16 protein-coding genes and 1 pseudogene are annotated in these 20,584 nt (G+C 62.3%); 1 reads left to right on the forward strand and 16 read right to left on the reverse strand.

Going from position 1 to position 20,584, the window contains the following annotated elements; all coding sequences use genetic code 11:
* Nucleotides 1–467 precede the first annotated feature (467 nt).
* The 9 genes from sucD to sdhC all read right to left on the reverse strand — a co-directional run bounded on the left by sucD (nt 468) and on the right by sdhC (nt 11,797).
* Entirely contained in the window at nt 468–1,352 is an 885-nt protein-coding gene (gene sucD / locus E3U47_RS18645; protein WP_004376004.1) for a succinate--CoA ligase subunit alpha, read from the reverse strand.
* Entirely contained in the window at nt 1,352–2,518 is a 1,167-nt protein-coding gene (sucC, locus tag E3U47_RS18650) for an ADP-forming succinate--CoA ligase subunit beta (RefSeq protein WP_023629628.1), read from the reverse strand. The genes sucD and sucC overlap by 1 nt, the downstream gene beginning before the upstream one ends.
* Nucleotides 2,519–2,689: 171 nt before the next feature.
* Nucleotides 2,690–4,126, reverse strand: coding sequence for a dihydrolipoyl dehydrogenase (gene lpdA / locus E3U47_RS18655; RefSeq protein ID WP_012273351.1), 1,437 nt, complete (start codon nt 4,124–4,126; stop codon nt 2,690–2,692).
* A gap of 92 nt (nt 4,127–4,218) precedes the next feature.
* Nucleotides 4,219–5,439, reverse strand: a complete 1,221-nt coding sequence (odhB, locus tag E3U47_RS18660; protein WP_134693148.1) for a 2-oxoglutarate dehydrogenase complex dihydrolipoyllysine-residue succinyltransferase — start codon at nt 5,437–5,439, stop codon at nt 4,219–4,221.
* 42 nt (nt 5,440–5,481) lie between these two features.
* Complete coding sequence (locus tag E3U47_RS18665; protein ID WP_134693149.1) at nt 5,482–8,313, reverse strand: 2-oxoglutarate dehydrogenase E1 component; 2,832 nt, start codon at nt 8,311–8,313, stop codon at nt 5,482–5,484.
* A gap of 243 nt (nt 8,314–8,556) precedes the next feature.
* Nucleotides 8,557–9,261: a succinate dehydrogenase iron-sulfur subunit gene (locus E3U47_RS18670; RefSeq protein WP_012315348.1), complete on the reverse strand. Its 705-nt coding sequence runs from the start codon at nt 9,259–9,261 to the stop codon at nt 8,557–8,559.
* A gap of 11 nt (nt 9,262–9,272) precedes the next feature.
* Nucleotides 9,273–11,045: a succinate dehydrogenase flavoprotein subunit gene (sdhA, locus tag E3U47_RS18675; protein ID WP_065861960.1), complete on the reverse strand. Its 1,773-nt coding sequence runs from the start codon at nt 11,043–11,045 to the stop codon at nt 9,273–9,275.
* A gap of 3 nt (nt 11,046–11,048) precedes the next feature.
* Nucleotides 11,049–11,417, reverse strand: coding sequence for a succinate dehydrogenase, hydrophobic membrane anchor protein (sdhD, locus tag E3U47_RS18680; protein WP_011534754.1), 369 nt, complete (start codon nt 11,415–11,417; stop codon nt 11,049–11,051).
* Nucleotides 11,411–11,797, reverse strand: coding sequence for a succinate dehydrogenase, cytochrome b556 subunit (gene sdhC / locus E3U47_RS18685; RefSeq protein ID WP_023628897.1), 387 nt, complete (start codon nt 11,795–11,797; stop codon nt 11,411–11,413). Before sdhC ends, sdhD begins: the two co-directional genes overlap by 7 nt.
* Before the next feature lie 352 nt (nt 11,798–12,149).
* On the opposite strand from sdhC, the gene gltA reads away from it, so the two are divergent.
* Entirely contained in the window at nt 12,150–13,439 is a 1,290-nt protein-coding gene (gltA, locus tag E3U47_RS18690; RefSeq protein ID WP_134693150.1) for a citrate synthase, read from the forward strand.
* Between the two features lie 207 nt (nt 13,440–13,646).
* On the opposite strand, the gene E3U47_RS18695 is transcribed toward gltA, so the two are convergent.
* The 7 genes and pseudogenes from E3U47_RS18695 to E3U47_RS18720 form a co-directional block, all read right to left on the reverse strand.
* The gene (locus E3U47_RS18695) at nt 13,647–14,252 is read right to left on the reverse strand and encodes an START domain-containing protein (protein WP_134693173.1); all 606 of its coding nucleotides are present in this window, start codon (nt 14,250–14,252) and stop codon (nt 13,647–13,649) included.
* Nucleotides 14,253–14,285: 33 nt separating this feature from the next.
* Nucleotides 14,286–14,540 carry a YkgJ family cysteine cluster protein gene (locus E3U47_RS18700; protein ID WP_134693151.1) on the reverse strand — a complete coding sequence of 85 codons (255 nt, stop codon included), beginning with the start codon at nt 14,538–14,540 and terminating at the stop codon, nt 14,286–14,288.
* Nucleotides 14,541–14,647: 107 nt separating this feature from the next.
* Nucleotides 14,648–15,145 carry a hypothetical protein gene (locus E3U47_RS18705; protein ID WP_134693152.1) on the reverse strand — a complete coding sequence of 166 codons (498 nt, stop codon included), beginning with the start codon at nt 15,143–15,145 and terminating at the stop codon, nt 14,648–14,650.
* A 60-nt stretch (nt 15,146–15,205) separates the two neighbouring features.
* A complete protein-coding gene (locus E3U47_RS18710) occupies nt 15,206–16,648 on the reverse strand; it encodes a PLP-dependent aminotransferase family protein (protein WP_134693174.1) in 1,443 nt (480 codons plus the stop codon).
* Nucleotides 16,649–16,954: 306 nt separating this feature from the next.
* Complete coding sequence (locus E3U47_RS25525) at nt 16,955–17,722, reverse strand: methyl-accepting chemotaxis protein (RefSeq protein WP_372239527.1); 768 nt, start codon at nt 17,720–17,722, stop codon at nt 16,955–16,957.
* 165 nt (nt 17,723–17,887) lie between these two features.
* Nucleotides 17,888–18,715: pseudogene (locus E3U47_RS25530) on the reverse strand (hypothetical protein); the annotation flags it as partial.
* 102 nt (nt 18,716–18,817) lie between these two features.
* Nucleotides 18,818–20,581, reverse strand: coding sequence for an ABC transporter transmembrane domain-containing protein (locus E3U47_RS18720; protein WP_134693154.1), 1,764 nt, complete (start codon nt 20,579–20,581; stop codon nt 18,818–18,820).
* Nucleotides 20,582–20,584: the final 3 nt, after the last annotated feature.

The raw sequence follows: 20,584 nt of genomic DNA on the forward strand, positions 1-20,584 counted from the left end.
TTAAGGGAAATGCTGCCCGGCTTGGTGAGCCAGACCCGTTTAGCGTGTCGTTCCCTTTTGGGGTACGGGCACAGAGTGAACGCGTAGGGTACCTGTTTTGCCTGACAAACGCACTGGCACAGTGCTGCTTGTCCGATGTGCGTATGTGTTTGTCGTCTGGTTGAACGTGTTAGGCGACAATTTATTGCTCATTTGGGTAGATGTCTGGTTGAAAAACCTGATTGGGGTGATCGAGCTTTCCTAATCCTTACTGAGCAGGTGTAGGAGCGGCCTTGTGTCGCGAAAGGGCCGCGTAGCGGCCCCAGCGGTACTTGCCTCGAAGCTGAAATCCTGGGGCCGCTCTGCGGCCCTTTCGCGACACAAGGCCGCTCCTACAAAAAACAGGCAAGATCTCTTTTTCTCGACGTAATAACGACAAAGGCCACCCGAGGGTGGCCTTTGTGCGCGTGGGGGGTACTACGTGTTACTTACTTCTTGACTTCCCAGCCAGTCAGCTCGGCCAGGGCCTTGCCGATGTCAGCCAGGGAACGCACGGTTTTCACACCGGCGTCCTGCAGGGCCGCGAACTTCTCGTCCGCAGTACCCTTGCCACCAGAGATGATGGCGCCAGCGTGGCCCATGCGCTTGCCCGCAGGTGCGGTAACACCGGCGATGTAGGAAACGACAGGCTTGGTCACGTTGGCCTTGATGTAGGCCGCGGCTTCTTCTTCAGCGGAACCGCCGATCTCACCGATCATGACGATCGCTTCGGTCTTCGGATCTTCCTGGAACAGCTTCAGGATATCGATGAAGTTGGAGCCCGGAATCGGGTCACCGCCGATGCCGACGCAGGTCGACTGGCCGAAACCGGCGTCGGTGGTCTGCTTGACGGCTTCGTAGGTCAGGGTGCCGGAACGCGAAACGATACCGACCTTGCCTGGCAGGTGGATGTGGCCTGGCATGATGCCGATCTTGCACTCGCCCGGGGTGATGACACCTGGGCAGTTAGGGCCGATCAGGGTCACGCCCAGCTCGTCGCACTTGACCTTGGCGTCCAGCATGTCGAGGGTAGGAATACCCTCGGTGATGCAGACGATCAGCTTGATGCCACCGAAGGCGGCTTCCAGGATCGAGTCCTTGCAGAAAGGAGCCGGTACGTAGATCACCGACGCGTCAGCGCCGGTAGCTTCTACAGCTTCTTTCACGGTGTTGAACACCGGCAGGCCCAGATGGGTGGTGCCACCCTTGCCTGGGGTGACGCCGCCGACCATCTTGGTGCCGTAGGCGATAGCCTGTTCGGAGTGGAAGGTACCCTGCGAGCCGGTGAAGCCCTGGCAGATGACTTTGGTGTCTTTATTGATCAGGACGCTCATTACTTGCCCTCCGCAGCTTTGACAACTTGTTGAGCAGCGTCGGTCAGGCTGGTTGCCGCAATGATGTTCAAACCGCTTTCTGCCAGTACTTTAGCGCCCAGTTCGGCGTTGTTGCCTTCGAGGCGAACGACGACCGGAACCTTGACGCCGACTTCTTTCACCGCGCCGATGATGCCTTCGGCAATCATGTCGCAGCGAACGATGCCGCCGAAGATGTTGACCAGTACGGCCGCGACATTGCTGTCGGACAGAATGATCTTGAACGCTTCGGTAACGCGCTCTTTGGTAGCGCCGCCGCCAACGTCGAGGAAGTTGGCAGGCTTGCCGCCGTGCAGGTTGACGATGTCCATGGTACCCATGGCCAGGCCGGCACCGTTGACCATGCAGCCGATGTTGCCTTCGAGGGCAACGTAGTTCAGTTCGAACTTGGCGGCGTGGGCTTCACGGGCGTCGTCCTGGGACGGGTCGTGGAAGGTTTTCAGCTTAGGCTGACGGTACATGGCGTTGGCGTCGATGTTGATCTTGGCATCGAGGCAGTGCAGATCGCCATCGGCCTTGATCACCAGCGGGTTCACTTCCAGCAGGGCCAGATCGTGATCCTTGAACAGCTTGGCCAGGCCTACGAAGATCTTGGCGAACTGTTGAACTTGCTTGCCTTCCAGGCCCAGCTGGAATGCCAGTTCACGGCCCTGGAACGGCTGAGCGCCGACCAGCGGGTCGATGGTGGCCTTGAGGATCTTCTCAGGAGTGTCGTGAGCGACTTTCTCGATGTCCACGCCACCTTCGGTGGAAGCCATGAACACGATACGGCGGCTCGAACGATCGACGACAGCGCCTAGGTACAGCTCTTTGGCGATGTCGGTGCAGGATTCGACCAGGATCTTGGAAACTGGCTGACCATTGGCGTCGGTCTGGTAGGTAACCAGGTTCTTGCCAAGCCACTGGGCAGCGAACGCCTTGGCGTCTTCCTTGCTGCGAACCAGCTTGACGCCGCCCGCTTTACCGCGACCACCAGCGTGAACCTGGGCTTTTACAACCCACTCGGAACCGCCGATCTTGTCGCAGGCTTCTGCTGCAGCTTCAGGGGTGTCGACTGCGAAACCCTTGGAAACTGGCAGGCCGTATTCAGCGAACAGCTGCTTACCCTGATACTCGTGAAGATTCATGCTTTTTACCGTCTTCGTTAGGTACTGCGCTTCGGCGCTGCGCCATTACTGGCGCCGCACCACCTGTGACCGTTGACCCCGGGTTTCCCGTGTGATCCGGTCCGGCGGACGTTCCGCGGTGAGTCTTGCACGCAAGACCCACGACGGGCAGCCCGCCGTGGTTTCTTATAATTAACGCTTCTTACGGTTGGCGACGTGAATGGCACCGCCATTCACCGCCAGCGCTGCTTCATGCAACGCTTCGGACAGGGTCGGATGGCTGAAGACCATCATGCCCAGATCCTCGGCACTGGTGCCGAATTCCATTGCGATCGCGCCCTGCTGCACCAGCTCGGCAGCCGATGGGCCAATCACGTGCACACCCAGTACGCGGTCGGTCTTGGCATCGGCGATGACCTTGACGAAACCGCCGGTATCGTTGGCCGCCATCGCACGGCCGCTGGCCGCGAACGGGAAGGTGCCCACGTTAACCTCAACGCCTTCGGCTTTCAACGCCTGTTCGGTCTTGCCGACCCACGCGATTTCCGGGTGGGTGTAGATGACCGAGGGGATCAGGTCGTAGTTCATCTGAGCCTTGTGGCCCTTGATGCGCTCGACGACCATGATGCCCTCTTCCGAGGCCTTGTGCGCCAGCATCATGCCACGCACCACGTCACCGATGGCGAACACGCCCGGCACGCTGGTGGCGCAGTGATCGTCGACGAAGATGTAGCCACGCTCGTCGATGGTCACGCCGCTGTCGGCGGCCAGCAGGTCGGTGGTCACTGGACGACGGCCGACCGCGACGATCAGCTTGTCGAAGGTGATCTTCTGCTCGCCTTCGGCGTTGGTGTAGGTGACTTCGACTTCGTTGCCGTTGACTTTCGAGCCGGTGACGCGCGCGCCCAGCTTGATGTCCAGGCCTTGCTTGGTCAGGGTCTTCTGGGCTTCTTTCGACACTGCGGTGTCGGCAGCCATCAGGAAGGTGTCCAGAGCTTCCAGGACGGTCACTTCAGCGCCCAGACGGGCCCATACCGAGCCCAGTTCCAGGCCGATGACGCCAGCACCGATCACGCCCAGGCGTTTTGGCACGGTCTGGAATTCCAGGGCGCCGGTGGAGTCGACGATGACGTTCTGGTCGACCGGAGCCGGTGGAATGTCGATCGGACGCGAACCGGAAGCCAGGATCACGTTTTCGGCTTCGATGACTTCGGTGGTGCCATCAGCCTTGGTGACTTCGACTTTCTTGCCAGCCAGCAGCTTGCCGTGGCCCTGGATCGAAGTAACGCCGTTGGCCTTGAACAGGGTGGCGACGCCACCGGTCAGGTTCTTGACGATGCCAGCCTTGCGGCCAACCATCGCGGCGACGTCCATCTTCACTTCACCAGTGGAGATACCGTGGACATTGAAGCTCTCTTTGGCTTCCTTGTACTTCCAGGAGCTGTCCAGCAGCGCCTTGGACGGAATGCAGCCTACGTTCAGGCAGGTACCGCCCAGGGCCAGCTTGCCCTCGGCGTCGGTGTATTTCTCGATACAGGCAGTCTTCAGACCAAGCTGGGCAGCCTTGATGGCAGCCACATAGCCGCCAGGACCTGCACCAATCACCACTACGTCGAATTTCTGGGTCATAAAAGATTCCTTATCAGCTACAAGCTACAAGCCGCGAACCGTGCGGCCCCGCCTCTTGCGAGGCCGGGGCCGGACGATAGACAGCTAGTTGATTAGATGTCCAGCAGCAGGCGAGACGGATCTTCCAGCAGGTTCTTGATGGTCACCAGGAAGGTTACCGCTTCCTTGCCGTCGATCAGGCGGTGGTCGTAGGACAGCGCCAGGTACATCATCGGGCGGATCACCACTTGGCCATTGATGGCCATCGGGCGCTGGATGATGTTGTGCATGCCCAGGATCGCGGCCTGCGGCGGGTTGACGATCGGGGTCGACATCATCGAACCGAAGGTACCACCGTTGGTGATGGTGAAGGTACCGCCGGTCATCTCTTCGATGGCCAGCTTGCCGTCACGGGCCTTCTTGCCGAAGGTGGCGATGCCGTTCTCGATCTCGGCCAGCGACATCGACTCGGCGTTGCGCAGTACCGGTACCACCAGGCCACGGTCGCTGGAGACCGCGACACCGACGTCGGCATAACCGTGGTAGACGATGTCGTTGCCGTCGATCGAGGCGTTGACGGCCGGGAAGCGCTTCAGCGCCTCGGTGGCAGCCTTGACGAAGAACGACATGAAGCCCAGGCGTACGCCGTTGTGGGTCTTCTCGAACAGGTCCTTGTACTTCGAACGCAGGGCCATGACTTCGGTCATGTCGACTTCGTTGAAGGTGGTCAGCATGGCCATGTTCGACTGGGCTTCGACCAGACGCTCGGCGATCTTGGCGCGCAGGCGGGTCATCGGCACACGCTTCTCGGTGCGGTCGCCTGCGGCAACCACAACCGGGGCAGCGGTGGCAGCGGCAGGCTTGGCAGCCGGCGCCGGGGCCGATTTCTTGTTGGCGACGGCGGCGACGACGTCTTCCTTGGTGATGCGACCGCCTTTGCCGGTGCCGGCAACGGTAGCCAGGTCGATGCCGTTCTCTTCAGCCAGCTTGCGCGCGGCCGGGGCGGCAACCGGGTCGTCTTCGCCTGCGTCGGCAGCGGCGGCGGCAGCCGGAGCAGCAGCGGCCGGGGCGGCAGCGGGCGCGGCGGCGGCGACGCCACCTTCAACGATCGAGCCCAGGACTTCGTCGGACAGGACGGTGTCGCCCTCGCCCTTGACGATGGCACCCAGCACGCCATCGGCGGTGGCCAGGACTTCCAGGACGACTTTGTCGGTTTCGATGTCGACGATCAGCTCGTCACGCTTGACGGCGTCGCCCGGCTGCTTGTGCCAGGTGGCAACGGTGCCGTCGGCGACCGATTCCGGGAAGGTTGGGGCTTTGATCTCGATAGCCATTAGCAGTGTTTCCTTAAATTCGGTTTCAGGTGCGCGAAGGCGTTAGACAGTGAAGGCGTCTTGCAGCAGTTTTTCCTGCTGTTCGGCGTGCTTCGATGCGTAACCACAGGCTGGCGCGGCGGATGCGTCGCGGCCGGCATATTCCAGGACCAGCGCCTTGTTGTGGCGGCCCAGGATACGGCGCATGTGGTGCTGGCTGCTGTACCAGGCGCCCTGGTTCATCGGTTCTTCCTGACACCACACCGCATGCTTGAGGTTGGTGTACGGTGCCAGGATTTCGACCAGGTCGTCCTCAGGGAACGGATACAGCTGCTCGATACGCACGATGGCGATGTCTTCGCGGCCTTCGGCACGGCGTTTTTCCAGTAGGTCGTAGTAGACCTTGCCACCACACAGCACCAGGCGCTCGACCTTGGCCGGATCGATCGCGTCGATTTCCGGGATCACGGTCTGGAACGAGCCTTCGGCCAGGTCTTCCAGGGTCGAGATGGCCAGCTTGTGGCGCAGCAGCGACTTCGGCGTCAGCACGATCAGTGGCTTGCGCAGCGGACGGATGACCTGGCGACGCAGCAGGTGGTAGATCTGTGCCGGGGTAGTCGGTACGCAGACCTGGATGTTGTGCTCGGCGCACAGCTGCAGGTAGCGTTCCAGACGCGCGGAGGAGTGCTCCGGGCCCTGCCCTTCATAACCGTGTGGCAGCAGCATGGTCAGACCGCACAGGCGGCCCCACTTGTGCTCGCCGCTGGTGATGAACTGGTCGATAACCACTTGCGCACCGTTGGCGAAGTCGCCGAACTGGGCTTCCCAGATCACCAGCGCGTTCGGCGTGGTGGTCGAGTAGCCGTATTCGAAGGCCAGTACCGCTTCTTCCGAGAGGAAGGAGTCGTACAGGTCGAAACGCGGCTGGCCCGGGAACAGGTTCTTCAGCGGTACGTAGGTGCTGGCGTCCTTCTGGTTGTGCAGCACCGCGTGCCGGTGCGAGAAGGTGCCACGGCCGATATCCTGGCCGGTCATGCGGATCGGGTGACCTTCGAACTGCAGGGTGGCGTAGGCCATGGTCTCTGCATAACCCCAGTTGATCGGCAGGCCACCGGCCTGCATCTTCTGGCGGTCTTCGTAGATCTTCGCGACCTGGCGCTGGACGACGAAGCCTTCCGGCAGTTCCAGCAACTTGGCCGACAGTTCCTGCAGGGTCTTGAGGTCGAAGCGGGTGTCGTGACGCGCGGTCCAGGCATGGCCCAGGTAAGGGCGCCAGTCGACGAACAGCTCGCGGTTCGGCTCCTTGACCAGGCTCTTGACCACATGCAGACCGTTGTCCAGCGCGTTGCGGTACTCGTCGATCTTGGCCTGGGCGCGCTCGGCGTCGATGCGACCGGCCTGGATCAGCGCCTCTGCATACAATTCGCGAGTGGTGCGCTGCTTGCTGATCTGCTGATACATCAACGGCTGGGTGCCGTTCGGCTCGTCGGCCTCGTTGTGGCCGCGACGACGGTAGCAGACCAGGTCGATGACCACGTCACGCTTGAACTGCATGCGGTAGTCGATGGCCAGCTGGGTGACGAACAGCACCGCTTCCGGGTCATCGCCGTTCACGTGCAGGATCGGCGCCTGGATCATCTTGGCAACGTCGGTGGCGTACTCGGTGGAGCGCGCGTCCAGCGGGTTGCTGATGGTGAAGCCAACCTGGTTGTTGATCACGATGTGCACGGTACCGCCGGTCTTGAAACCGCGGGTCTGCGACATCTGGAAGGTTTCCATGACCACACCCTGGCCGGCGAACGCAGCGTCGCCGTGGATCGAGATCGGCAGAACCTTGTCGCCAACGGTGTCGTTACGACGGTCCTGGCGGGCGCGAACCGAACCCTCCACCACTGGCGAGACGATTTCCAGGTGGGAAGGGTTGAACGCCATGGCCAGGTGCACTTCGCCACCTGTGGTCATCACGTTGGAGGAGAAGCCCTGGTGATACTTCACGTCACCGGAGCCCAGCTCGTTCATCTTCTTGCCTTCGAACTCGTCGAACAGCTCGCGCGGGTTCTTGCCGAAGGTGTTGACGAGCACGTTCAGGCGGCCACGGTGGGCCATGCCGATCACGACTTCCTTGGTGCCATAGGAACCGGAGCGCTGGATCATTTCGTCCAGCATCGGGATCAGGCTTTCGCCGCCTTCCAGACCGAAACGCTTGGTGCCTGGGTACTTGGTGCCCAGGTACTTCTCCAGGCCCTCACCGGCCGTGACGCGCTCGAGCAGGTGAGCCTGCACATCGGCGGAGAATTCCGGACGGCCACGTACGCTTTCCAGGCGCTGCTGGAACCAGCTGCGCTGCTCGGAATCGACGATGTGGGTGAATTCGGCACCAATGGTGCGACAATATGTCTTCTCGAGCGCCTCGAAGATTTCGCGTAGGCTCGCTTCCTCTTTGCCGATGAACAGGTCGCCGGCACGGAAGGTCGTATCAAGATCGGCATTGGTCAAGCCGTAGTGATTGATCGACAGGTCTACGGGCGCAGGACGCTGCCACAACCCCAACGGGTCGAGCTTGGCAGCCTGATGGCCGCGCATACGATAGGCCTGGATCAGTCGCAGAACTTCAACCTGCTTCTTCTCGTGTTCACTGCTCACGCTCCCGGCGGAAACCGGTTGGGCGCGGCGCTGGTTCTTTGCCAGCAATACGAAATGGTCGCGGATCGTCGAGTGCGATACATCGGTAGCGGTGCTGCCGTCGGCGGGCAATTTCTGGAAGTAAGTGCGCCACTCTTCTGGCACAGCGTTAGGGTCGTGCAGGTAGAGCTCATAAAGCTCTTCCACATATGCAGCGTTACCACCTGAAAGGTGGGCGCTTTCCCACATGCGCTGCATCACGCTTTCTTGCATGCTTGGTCACCCTCGGTTAGGGGACTGATCGGCGAGAGCCACAGCAAACCTGGAAAAGTCCGAACACAGCGACTGAACCACGCCACCTGGATCCTGCTGATTTTCCGGGTACCAGCCCGGAAGCCCCTGCTGGTCTCATATCTTCATAGGTAATGAGCGCGGGCTTTGTGGGCCCTTGCTCGGGTTTTACCTCAGTGCGGGCTCACCACCCGCACCTCGGCTTACTGCAGGTACAACGGTGAATCAGGTGCCGCTTTGCAGCAGCATGTTACGCACATGACCGATTGCCTTGGTCGGGTTCAGACCCTTCGGGCAGACGTTCACGCAGTTCATGATCCCGCGGCAGCGGAATACGCTGAACGGGTCATCCAGGGACGCCAGGCGCTCCTGAGTCTTGGTGTCACGGCTGTCGGCCAGGAAGCGATAGGCCTGCAGCAGCGCGGCAGGGCCCAGGAACTTGTCTGGGTTCCACCAGAACGAAGGGCAGGAGGTCGAGCAGCAAGCGCACAGGATGCACTCGTACAGACCGTCCAGCTTGTCGCGATCTTCCGGCGACTGCAGACGCTCGATGGCCGGGGCCGGCGTGTCGTTTTGCAGGAACGGCTTCACCTTCTCGTACTGCTTGTAGAAGATGCTCATATCGACCACCAAGTCACGAATGACCGGCAGGCCAGGCAGCGGACGCAGCACCAGCTTGTTGCCCTTGACCACGCCCGACAGCGGGGTGATGCAGGCCAGGCCGTTCTTGCCGTTCATGTTCATGCCATCGGAACCGCAAACGCCTTCACGGCAGGAGCGACGGTACGAGAAGCCCTCGTCCTTCTCCTTGATCAGCGCCAGCACGTCCAGCACCATCAGGTCCTTGCCGCCGGTATCGACGTCGAACGACTCCATCTTGGGCGCCGAGTCGGTGTCCGGGTTGTAACGATAAACTTCGACTTTCAACATAGCGGCCACCCTTAGTAAGTCCGGACTTTTGGTTCGAAGGCAGGAACTGTCTTCGGCGCAAAGTTGACGCCACGCTTGGCGACGCGCTTCTCACCCGGGTAGTACAGGGTGTGGCACAGCCAGTTTTCGTCGTCACGGTCTTCGAAGTCTTCACGGGCGTGCGCGCCGCGGGACTCTTTACGGGCTTCGGCGGCAATGGCGGTAGCTTCGGCGACTTCCAGCAGGTTCTGCAGCTCCAGCGCTTCGATACGCGCGGTGTTGAAGGCCTGGGACTTGTCGTTGATCTTGACGTTGGCGATGCGGTCACGCAGGCCGGCCAGTTGCTCGATACCCTTCTGCATGTATTCGCCGGTACGGAACACACCGAAGTAGTTCTGCATGCAGCTCTGCAGCTCGCGCTTCAGGCTGGCAACGTCTTCGCCAGTGGTGCGCTCGTTGAGCTTGTTCAGGCGGTTCAGGGCAACATCGACGTCGGTGTCGCTGGCATCGCGGTACTCGACGCCATCGCTCAGGGCCTTTTCCAGGTGCAGGCCGGCGGCGCGACCGAAGACCACCAGGTCGAGCAGCGAGTTGCCACCCAGGCGGTTGGCACCGTGAACCGATACGCAGGCCACTTCACCCACGGCGAACAGACCCGGAATGATGTGATCCTTGCCTTCGGCATCCATGGTGATGGCCTGGCCGTGAATGTTGGTGGCAACGCCGCCCATCATGTAGTGGCAGGTCGGTACGACCGGAACCGGCGCGACCACAGGGTCGACGTGAGCGAAGGTCTTGGACAGTTCGCAGATGCCTGGCAGGCGGCTGTGCAGCACTTCCTCGCCGAGGTGGTCCAGCTTCAGCAGCACGTGGTCCTTGTTCGGACCCACGCCGTTGCCGGCGATGATTTCCTTGACCATGGAACGGGCAACCACGTCGCGGCCGGCCAAGTCTTTGGCGTTCGGCGCGTAACGCTCCATGAAGCGCTCGCCGTGGGCGTTGATCAGGTAGCCACCCTCACCGCGGCAACCCTCGGTGACCAGTACGCCGGCGCCGGCGATGCCGGTCGGGTGGAACTGCCACATCTCGATGTCCTGCACCGGCACGCCGGCACGCAGGGCCATGCCGATACCGTCGCCGGTATTGATCAGGGCGTTGGTGGTGGAGGCGTAGATACGGCCGGCACCGCCAGTGGCCAATACGGTGGCCTTGGACTTGATGTACATGGTTTCGCCGGTTTCGATGCAGATCGCGATCACACCGACGAAAGCGCCGTCCTGGTTCTTCACCAGGTCAACGGCGTAGTACTCGTTGAGGAAAGTGGTGCCTGCCTTCAGGTTGCCCTGGTACAGGGTGTGCAGCAGCGCGTGACCGGTACGGTCGGAGGCGGCGCAGGTACGGGCAGCCTGGCCACCCTTGCCGAAGTCCTTGGACTGGCCACCGAATGGACGCTGGTAGATGCGACCGGTTTCGGTACGGGAGAACGGCAGGCCCATGTGATCCAGCTCGAAGACCGCGGCCGGACCTTCCTGACACATGTATTCGATAGCGTCCTGGTCACCGATGTAGTCGGAACCCTTGACGGTATCGTACATGTGCCAGCGCCAGTCGTCGTTCGGGTCGGCCGAAGCGATGGCGCAGGTGATGCCGCCCTGGGCAGAAACGGTGTGCGAACGGGTCGGGAAGACCTTGGTGACTACGGCGGTCTTGTGGCCGCCTTGAGCCAGTTGCAGCGCTGCGCGCATGCCTGCCCCGCCGCCACCGATGATGATGGCGTCGAAGGAAATGGTTGGAATGTTAGCCATGAATCAGATACCCCAGAGAATCTGCACACCCCAGACGAAGTAAGCGAACATCGCAACGCCGCATACCGCCTGGAACAGGAAACGAATCGCAGTCGCCGACTTGCCGAAGGACATCGGCGTCAGGTAGTCGGTGGCAATGGTCCACATGCCGACCCAGGCGTGAGCGCCCAGGGCAACCAGGGCCAGCAGACTGAAGATACGCATCGCGTTGTTGGAGAACAGACCGTGCCACTGGGCGTAGTCGATGCCCGGGTGGGCGGCGAGGTAGCCGATCAGGAAGATGAAGTAAGCCGCGAGAACGACCGCCGAGACGCGCTGCGCCATCCAGTCATAGAGGCCCGAACGCGACAGGTTCGTGACATTAGTTACCATACCCAAACTCCCGCCAGAACGATCAGCACCACGGAGATGACGATCACGATTTTCGAGCCCAGCTTGCCGCCTTCCAGCGTCTCACCGACCCCCATGTCCATGATCAGGTGGCGCACACCTGCCACGAGGTGGTACAGCAGGCCGGACAGCAGGCCCCAGGTCACCAGTTTGGCCAGCGGACTGGTCAGACACGCCTTCACCTCGGCAAAGCCTTCCTCGGAACCCAGCGACTTGCCCAGTGCGTAAAGCATGATGGCAAGGCCGAGGAACAGGATGACGCCGGAGATACGGTGAAGAATGGACGTGTACGCGGTGATCGGGAGTTTGATGGTCCTTAGGTCTAGGTTTACAGGTCGTTGGCTTTTCACGGCTTTTTTCACACTGAAGAGCCCCTAGCTAACAGGGCAAAGTTGTTGGTAAGTGTACTGGTCAGGTACCCACCACCCAGGAGAGCGACGACACCCAGCAGGACGGGCTGGAAAGCCCCTGGGAGTCGGCTGCCGAGTATAGACAGTTAGGCTGCTCATGACAACGTGAGGGGATCGCCCAAATAGCGCATTGCCTTTAATGAACAAAAGGCGTAAACGGGCGAGAATTTCGTGAAAAACCAGGCCTTAGAGGGTGTTTCAACCAGCCTTTAGGCAAATTGACATTCGAATTTATCCCTCTATAGTGGTGCGGGCCCTGCGTGGGGGGTCTGTCTGATGATTTCAAGCATTAATAGGAGGCCACATGGCTGACAAAAAAGCGCAGTTGATCATCGAGGGCGCTGCCCCCGTCGAGCTGCCCATTTTAACCGGCACCGTTGGTCCCGATGTTATCGACGTCCGCGGGTTGGGGGCATCCGGCCACTTCACCTTCGACCCCGGCTTCATGGCGACCGCCTCGTGCGAGTCGAAGATCACCTATATTGACGGCGACAAGGGTGTCCTGCTGCACCGCGGCTACCCGATCGAACAGCTCGCCGAGCAATCGGACTACCTCGAGACCTGCTACCTGCTGCTCAACGGCGAACTGCCCAATGCCGAGCAGAAGGCCCAGTTCGTCAGCACCGTGAAGAACCACACCATGGTTCACGAGCAGTTGAAGTCGTTCTTCAACGGCTTCCGTCGCGACGCTCACCCCATGGCGGTGATGTGCGGCGTGGTCGGCGCCCTGTCGGCGTTCTATCACGACTCGCTGGACATCAATAACCCGCAGCACCGCGAGATCTCCGCCGTGCGCCTGGTCGCGAAAATGCCGACCCTGGCGGCGATGGTCTACAAGTACTCCATGGGCCAGCCCATGATGTACCCGCGCAACGACCTGTCGTACGCGGAAAACTTCCTGCACATGATGTTCAACACCCCGTGTGAGATCAAACCGATCAGCCCGGTACTGGCCAAGGCGATGGACCGGATCTTCATCCTCCATGCCGACCACGAGCAGAACGCCTCCACCTCCACCGTGCGCCTGGCGGGCTCCTCGGGCGCCAACCCGTTCGCCTGTATCGCCGCCGGCATCGCCGCGCTGTGGGGCCCTGCCCACGGTGGCGCGAACGAAGCCGTGCTGACCATGCTCGATGAAATCGGCGATGTCTCGAACATCGACAAGTTCATCGCCAAGGCCAAGGACAAGAACGATCCGTTCAAGCTCATGGGCTTCGGTCACCGCGTGTACAAGAACCGCGACCCGCGCGCCACCGTGATGAAGAAGACCTGCGACGAAGTGCTCGGCGAGCTGGGCATCAAGAACGACCCGCAGCTGGAACTGGCCATGCGCCTGGAAGAGATCGCCCTCACCGATCCGTACTTCGTCGAGCGCTCGCTGTACCCGAACGTCGACTTCTACTCGGGCATCATTCTCAAGGCCATCGGCATCCCGACCAGCATGTTCACGGTGATCTTCGCCCTGGCACGCACCGTGGGCTGGATCTCGCACTGGAAGGAAATGCTCTCCGGCCCGTACAAGATCGGCCGTCCGCGCCAGCTGTACACCGGTCACGAGCAGCGCGACATCGTTGCACTGAAAGACCGCAAGTAAGCCTGCCGGCCGAACGCAAAAAGGCTGCCCTCGGGCAGCCTTTTTTATTGTTCCGGCACACGATCCGCTTCTCTGTAGGAGCGGCCTTGTGTCGCGAAAGGGCCGCGCAGCGGCCCCGACGATCTTGAGACTGACTCGAGAACCTAGGGCTGCTACGCAGCCCTTTCGCGACACAAGGCCGCTCCTACACAGGAAACACGCCTGCCTTTAGTTCTTCTCGGCGCGCTCCTTCAGCCCCTTCAGGGTATTGAACGGCGCATCGACCACGAACTTGTTGGCCAGCCACGACGGCACGCTGCCGCCCGGCTCGGTATGCACCTGGTAAGTCACCTCGGTGCTGTCACCCTTGGGCACCAGCTTCCAGAAACCCTCCACCTGGGCAACCCGAACGAAACCTTTCTCCTCCGGCTGGTACTTCGGCTCTTCCTGCAGCTTGCGCGTAATGCTGCCGTCGGCGCCCTGCTCCGTGGTCACGTGCAGGATCGAGTCGCGCGGCGTCACCGGCCAGGGCGTGTTGAACTGGGTGTAGGTCCAGCTCTGGTCACCCTCGGTCTTGAGCAACTTCTGGGTCTTGCACTCATGAATCCAGGCGCAGGCGCCCGCCACGTCTTCCTGCAGTGCCTTGACCTTGGCCAGCGGCGCCTTGATCACGGTCACACCGCGATAAGCCTTGTACTTGGAACCCACCACTTCACTGAGAGAGACCTTGATGCCCTCCTCGTCCTTGGCTACCTGCCAGTTCTCGGCCCAGGCCGCTGGCGCCAGCACCACTCCCATGCCACACAGCAGGGCAATACGCTTGATCGATCTCATCATGTTGTTCCTTGTTGTCGAAGATCCAACCTGTCACGCCGCCGTCATCCGCTCCAGCCACCCAATGATGCGGATGGCCTCATCCCGATCATTGCCACAGATGTCCGCTTGCGCCTTGAAGCCGCCACATACCGGCGGCCGCTCGGGCTTGCCGAACAGCGCACAGAGGTTATCGACATTCAGGTGCAGGCAACGTTCGCCGGCCGGCTTGCCCTGGGGCATGCCCGGGATCGGCGAACTGATGGACGGGGCGATGCAGCAGGCACCACAACCCTCGCGGCATTTCATGACAACAGGACTCCCAGGAGCAAAGCGGGACGAACGTCCCTGGATACTAACCGCCCAAACACACGTTTGAAATTACCGGACGGATGAAATCGCGCGTGACCCAATAGTCAGTTGCGAAATTCGAAATCGATGGCCGCCCCTTCCACTTCCCGGCGGCTGTCGTTGCGCAGCTGCAGCTGCATTTCGTTGCTGATCAACCGACCATTGAGCTGGAAGGGGCTACTGTCGGATTCAGGCTTGGTGGGAAACATCGAGGGGAGCAAGGGCTTGCGCACCACCGGCGTATCCCCCAAGTCTGGCTCGAGGTGCCTGACCAGCTCGCTGGGCAGGCTCAGGTCGACCTTGGCCTTGGGCAGGGGCTTGGCGAGCGCCTTGCTGACCGGTTTTGCCTTCGGCTTAGGCTTAGGCTTGGATTTAGCCTTGGCCTGCGGCTTTGCCGGCACCTTGGGCTTGGCGCTCGCCTTTGGCTTGGCAGGCACCTTGGCCGCAGGCTTGGCTTGGGCACTCCGAGCCTTGGCCACGGGCTCGGCGGCCTGGGCCGCCGCACTTGGCAACCAGGGCAAGGCGAGACACAGGGCGAGGGCGAGGGGACGAAGCGCGTTCATGAGTACCGGGAGCAACCTTTAAAACGCGTATGCTCCCTGTTCCCCGCGCATCTGACAAGCCTACAAAAGTGAGAGCGACGTCTCCTGGCACAATTGCCGGGCCAGCAGGCCCAGCGTGATCACCGCGCGCTCGGCCTCCTTGTTCCAGGGAATGCCGCAATTGAGCCGGATACAGTGGTTGAACTGCTCGGTATTGCTGAAGATCAGCCCTGGGGCAATGCTGATGCCCTGCTCCAGCGCTCGCACGTGCAAATCCTGGGTGTTGACCCGCCCCGGCAGGCTCACCCAGAGAATGAACCCGCCGGTGGGCCGGGTCATCTGCGTGCCTTCGGGGAAGTGCTGCTGCACGGCCAACTGGTAGGCGCTGAGGTTCTTGCGGTATTCCTGGCGGATGTAGCGCAGGTGGCGGTCATAGCCGCCGTTCTCCAGGTAAGCAGCCACCCCCATTTGCGTCACGCTGCACGCCGAGTGGGTAGTGAAAGTCTGCAGGCGTTGGATCTCGTCCTGGTAGCGCCCGGCGATCATCCAGCCGACGCGCACGCCCGGCGACAAGGTCTTGGAAAAGCTTGAGCAGTAGATCACCCGGTCGAGACGATCGAACGCCTTGAGCGCCTTGGTGCGCCCCTGCTCGAACATCAACTCGCCATAGATGTCGTCCTCGACGATCTGGATATCGAAGTCCGAGGCCAGGCGCAGCAATTGCTTCTGCCGTTCCTCCGGCATGGTTCCGCCCAGCGGGTTGCTCAAGCGCGGCGTCAACACCAGGGCCTTGATCGACCACTGGTTGGCCGCCAGCTGCAAGGCTTCGAGGCTGATCCCGGTAGCCGGATCGCTGGGAATTTCGATGACCTTCAGGCCCAGCAGGTCCGCCAACTGCAGCAACCCATAGTAGGTCGGCGATTCGGCGGCAATCAGATCCCCAGGGCGGGTCAGCACTCGCAACGACATTTGCAGGGCATCGACACAACCGTGGGTCACCACCACTTCGCGCGGATCGACCAGGACCCCGGCGTCGCGCATGCGAATGGCGATCTGCCGACGCAGCGGCTCGAAGCCGGGGCTGAACATGTAGCTGAAGGCGCGTGGGCTGTGGAAGCGGGTGACCTTGGCCAGTTGCTGGTGCAGCGCGCGCACCGGCAGGTAGTCCACATGGGGCACCGCCGCGCCGAACGGGAACACGCCGTCACGGCGCGCCTCGACCAGCACCTGCTGGATGATGCTGGCACGGGTGACCAGGCCAGGCCGTTCGACGCGGGCGATGTCCGGAGTTTGCGCGGTCAGCGCGGGGGTCTGGTGCACGTAATAGCCCGACTGCGGCCGGGCGCGGATCAGGCCCTGATCCTCGAGGTTGGCGTACGCCTGCAGCACGGTGGCATGGCTGACATTGAGCTGGGCGCTCATCTTGCGCACCGAAGGCACGCGCTCGCCGGGCTGATAGACACCACGCCGGATATCGTCGGCCAGTTGCTGGGCGATGCGCTGGTACAACAGCAGGTTGGTCATGGCGTTGTCTCGAAGCACGGACGGGATCGTTGTTCTTGTGCGGCTCACTGCTGGAGCCAGAATACCGTAACAGTTGCAAAGTGTACTGGGACAGATCGCAGGATAGTCAAGATTACAGTTACGTAACAGAGGGAATCTGCACGGCAGGACCGGCGTGCCGACGAACGATCGCCATCGCGGGGCAAGCCCCGCTCCCACGCCAGCCCCATGAGGATGAGCAGACGTGGGAACGGGCTTGCCCCGCGATGGCGATGCTCAGACCCGACACTGGCAATCAGCGCCTTACGCCAATGGGTTGACCAACCCTCAGGCACTCAACCGCGAAGTCACCTCGCCAAGCTGCCCCGATAGCCCATGCAAGCGCTGCCCCGCCTGCTCGGTATGCCGCACCGCCTGCTGGTTGTCCGTGGCAATCCGGGTAATCTCGACCAAGTTGCGCGAAATATCCTCCGCCACGCTGGTCTGCTCCTCCGCCGCGGTGGCGATCTGCCGGTTCATGTCGCGAATAGCCTCTACCGCCGCGGTGATGCGCTGCAGCATCTGCCCCGCCTGCTGCACCTGCTCGGCCCCTAGCTCGCTGCGCTGCTGGCCGCTCTCGATGGCCTTGACCGCGTCCACCGCCCCCGACTGCACCGCCTCGATGATCTGGTGGATCTCGGCGATCGACGCTGCCGTGCGCTGGGCCAAGCTGCGCACTTCATCGGCCACCACCGCAAAACCACGCCCCGCCTCGCCAGCGCGGGCCGCCTCGATGGCCGCATTGAGCGCCAGCAGGTTGGTCTGTTCGGCAATCCCGCGAATCACCTCAAGTACCTTGCCGATTCGCGTGCTGTCGTTTTCCAGGTGGCGAATCACCGTAGCCGTGCCGGCGATCTCGCGGTTGACCAGGCCAATGATGTCGATGGTCTGTTGCATCACCTGCTCGCCTGCCTGGGCACTGTGGTCAGCCTGGTCCGCCGCCCGCGCGGCATCGGCGGCATGGCGGGCGACCTCCTGGGCAGTGGCGGACATCTCGTGCATGGCCGTGGCCACCTGGTCGGTACGCTGGAACTGGTCCTGGGTGCCATGGGCCATGTCGCTGGCGATACTGCGCAACTGGCCGCTGGCGCTCTCCAGTTCGTCGGCGTTGTCCTTGAGCCGGCTGACGGTGTCGGCAAGAAAATCACGCAGGGTATTGGCCGCCCGCGCCAGGCGGCCAAGCTCGTCCTCGCGGCGACTGTCGACCCGCGCAGCAAAACGACCCTGGCTGAGCTGGGCAACGTACTCGATCAATTGCCGGATCGGCTCGACCAGGCTGCGGTTGACCAACCACAGGCTGAACAACCCGACCAGCAGCGCCGAGGCCAGCATCACCAGCAGGCCCAGCCACACAGTACGCTCGGCACTGCTACTGATCTCAGCGGCGCGGCCACCGGCATCGGCACGCAACTGCTCGACCAGCGCGCTCAACTGGTCGCTGGTGGCACGATCCACCCCCTTGACCGCCAGGTCGCCGGCCAACGGATCGCCGCCGGCCGCCAGAAAGGCCTGGCGACCCTGCTCATACTTCGCGCCCAACTGCCGGTGGCTGGCCCTGAGCTGCTCCAGAGGCGCCTTGAGCGCCGGCTCCGCGCTGTCGACCAGTTGCCCCAACAGCTGCTGCACTTGTTGCTCACGAGCCTGGAACTGCTGCCAGTACTTGTCCAGCTCGGCCGGCTGGCGCCCGCGCAACAGCACGTTCTTCCACTCCTGCACCTGGATCTTGAACTGCAGGTTGGCCTCGTCGATCAACTGCGAGGCACGCAGAGGGCCATCAACCAGCTCGGCATAGCCGCGCACGCTGGAGGACAGGAACTGGAAGCACACCAGGGCGATCAGCAAGATCGTCGCCAGGCTGACGCCGAGCAAGCTGAGGATTTGCACTCTGAGGGATTTACGCAACATCGCGGATCTCGGAACAAGGAGGGAAGGAAACGGCGCGCAGCCGCGCCGCCGACAGACATCCTTGTCCTCGCTCGCCGGCCAAAAAAAAGCCGCCATCGATCGATAGCAGCCAGGTAGAGCACTTGCGCAACAGTTGAGCAGCATAGTCTCAGGCAATTGCTACAGAATTGTTACAGGTCGACTACAGCGCTCGAGCCCTGCCTCGCCTCGGGAGGCGCCGGCCTTGCCAGCGCACACCGACAACACTCAGCCGCTGCTGAACTGCAACGCCGCCAAACGTGCGTACAGCGGGTTTTGCTCGATCAACTGGCGGTGCGTGCCCACCGCAACCAGGCGCCCCTGGTCGATCACGGCGATGCGCTCGGCATGCTGCACGGTCGCCAGCCGGTGGGCGATCACCAGGGTGGTGCGCCCGGCCATCAACGGCGGCAATGCCTGCTGGATCAGGTGCTCGCTCTGCGCATCGAGAGCACTGGTGGCTTCGTCCAGCAACAGGATAGGCGCGTCCAGCAGCAACGCCCGGGCAATCGCCAGGCGCTGGCGCTGGCCACCGGACAGGCCGACGCCGCCCTCGCCCAAGGGCGTCTCATAGCCCTCGGGCAGTTGCACGATGAACTCATGGGCATAAGCGCTACGCGCCGCCGCCTCGACCTCGGCCTGGCTGGCTTCGGGTCGGCCATAGCGGATATTGGCCGCCACCGTGCCGCGAAACAGCGCCGGTTGTTGTGCCACCAGGGCGAACTGGCGACGCAGCTCGGCAGGCTCGAGCCCGGTGATCACCTGGCCATCGAGCAAGATCTCCCCCGCCTGCGGGTCGTGAAAGCGCAGCAGCAAGTCGAACAAGGTCGACTTGCCTGCGCCCGAAGGCCCGACCAGCGCCACGGTCTGCCCCGGCTGTACTTGCAGGCTCAAGCCATCGATAGCCGCCATGCCCGGCCGTGACGGATAGGCAAAGCGCACCTCGCGCAGTTCGATCGCGCCCCGAACCCGCGTGCCCGGCAACCGCAGCGGCTGCGCCGGTGGCAGGATCGCGGTGCGCGCCGCCAACAGCTCGGCGATACGCTCGGCGGCGCCGGCGGCCCGCTGCAACTCGCCGATCACCTCGCTCAGGGTACCGAAGGCACTGCCGACGATCAGGCTGTAGAACACGAACGCGGCCAGCTCGCCACCGGAGATACGCCCCGCGATCACATCCATGCCACCGACCCACAACATCACCCCCACCGCACCGAGCACCAGCATGATCACCAGGGTGATCAGCCAGGCGCGCTGGGCGATACGCCGGCGCGCCACGGTGAACGCCGCCTCGACCGTCTCGCCGAACAACGCCCGGTCGCGCGCCTCATGGTTGTAGGCCTGCACCGTCTTGATCTGGCCCAGGGTCTCGGCCACATAGCTGCCGACATCAGCCACCCGGTCCTGACTTTGCCGCGACAGGCTGCGCACCCGCCGCCCGAACAACAGGATCGGCGCCAGCACCAATGGCAGCGCCAACACCACGATACTGGTCAGCTTGGGGTTGGTGACGAACAACAGGATCACTCCACCGATCACCATCAGTGCGTTGCGCAGGAACATCGACAACGAAGACCCGATCACCGACTGCAACAAGGTGGTGTCGGCGGTCAGCCGCGACTGGATCTCCGAGCTGCGGTTGTCCTCGAAAAAACCTGGGTGCAGGCCGATCAGATGGTCGAACACCGCGCGGCGGATATCGGCCACGCAGCGCTCGCCGATCCATGACACCAGGTAGAAACGGGCGAAAGTGCCCACCGCCAGGGCCATGACCAGCAACAGGAACAGGCCGATGGTCTGGTTGAGCTGGTGCGCGGAACCGGTCATGAAGCCCTGGTCGACCAGCAGGCGAATGCCCTGCCCCATGGACAAGGTGATGGCGGCGGTGACCACCAGGGCCAACAAGGCCAACAAGGCCCGCCGGCGATACGGACGGATGAACTGCCAGCCCAGGTGCAGGGCACGGCGCTGGCGAGACGACATCGGATCAGGCATGGC

It is taken from the genome of Pseudomonas sp. RIT623 (assembly GCF_004519305.1).
GTDB lineage: Bacteria > Pseudomonadota > Gammaproteobacteria > Pseudomonadales > Pseudomonadaceae > Aquipseudomonas.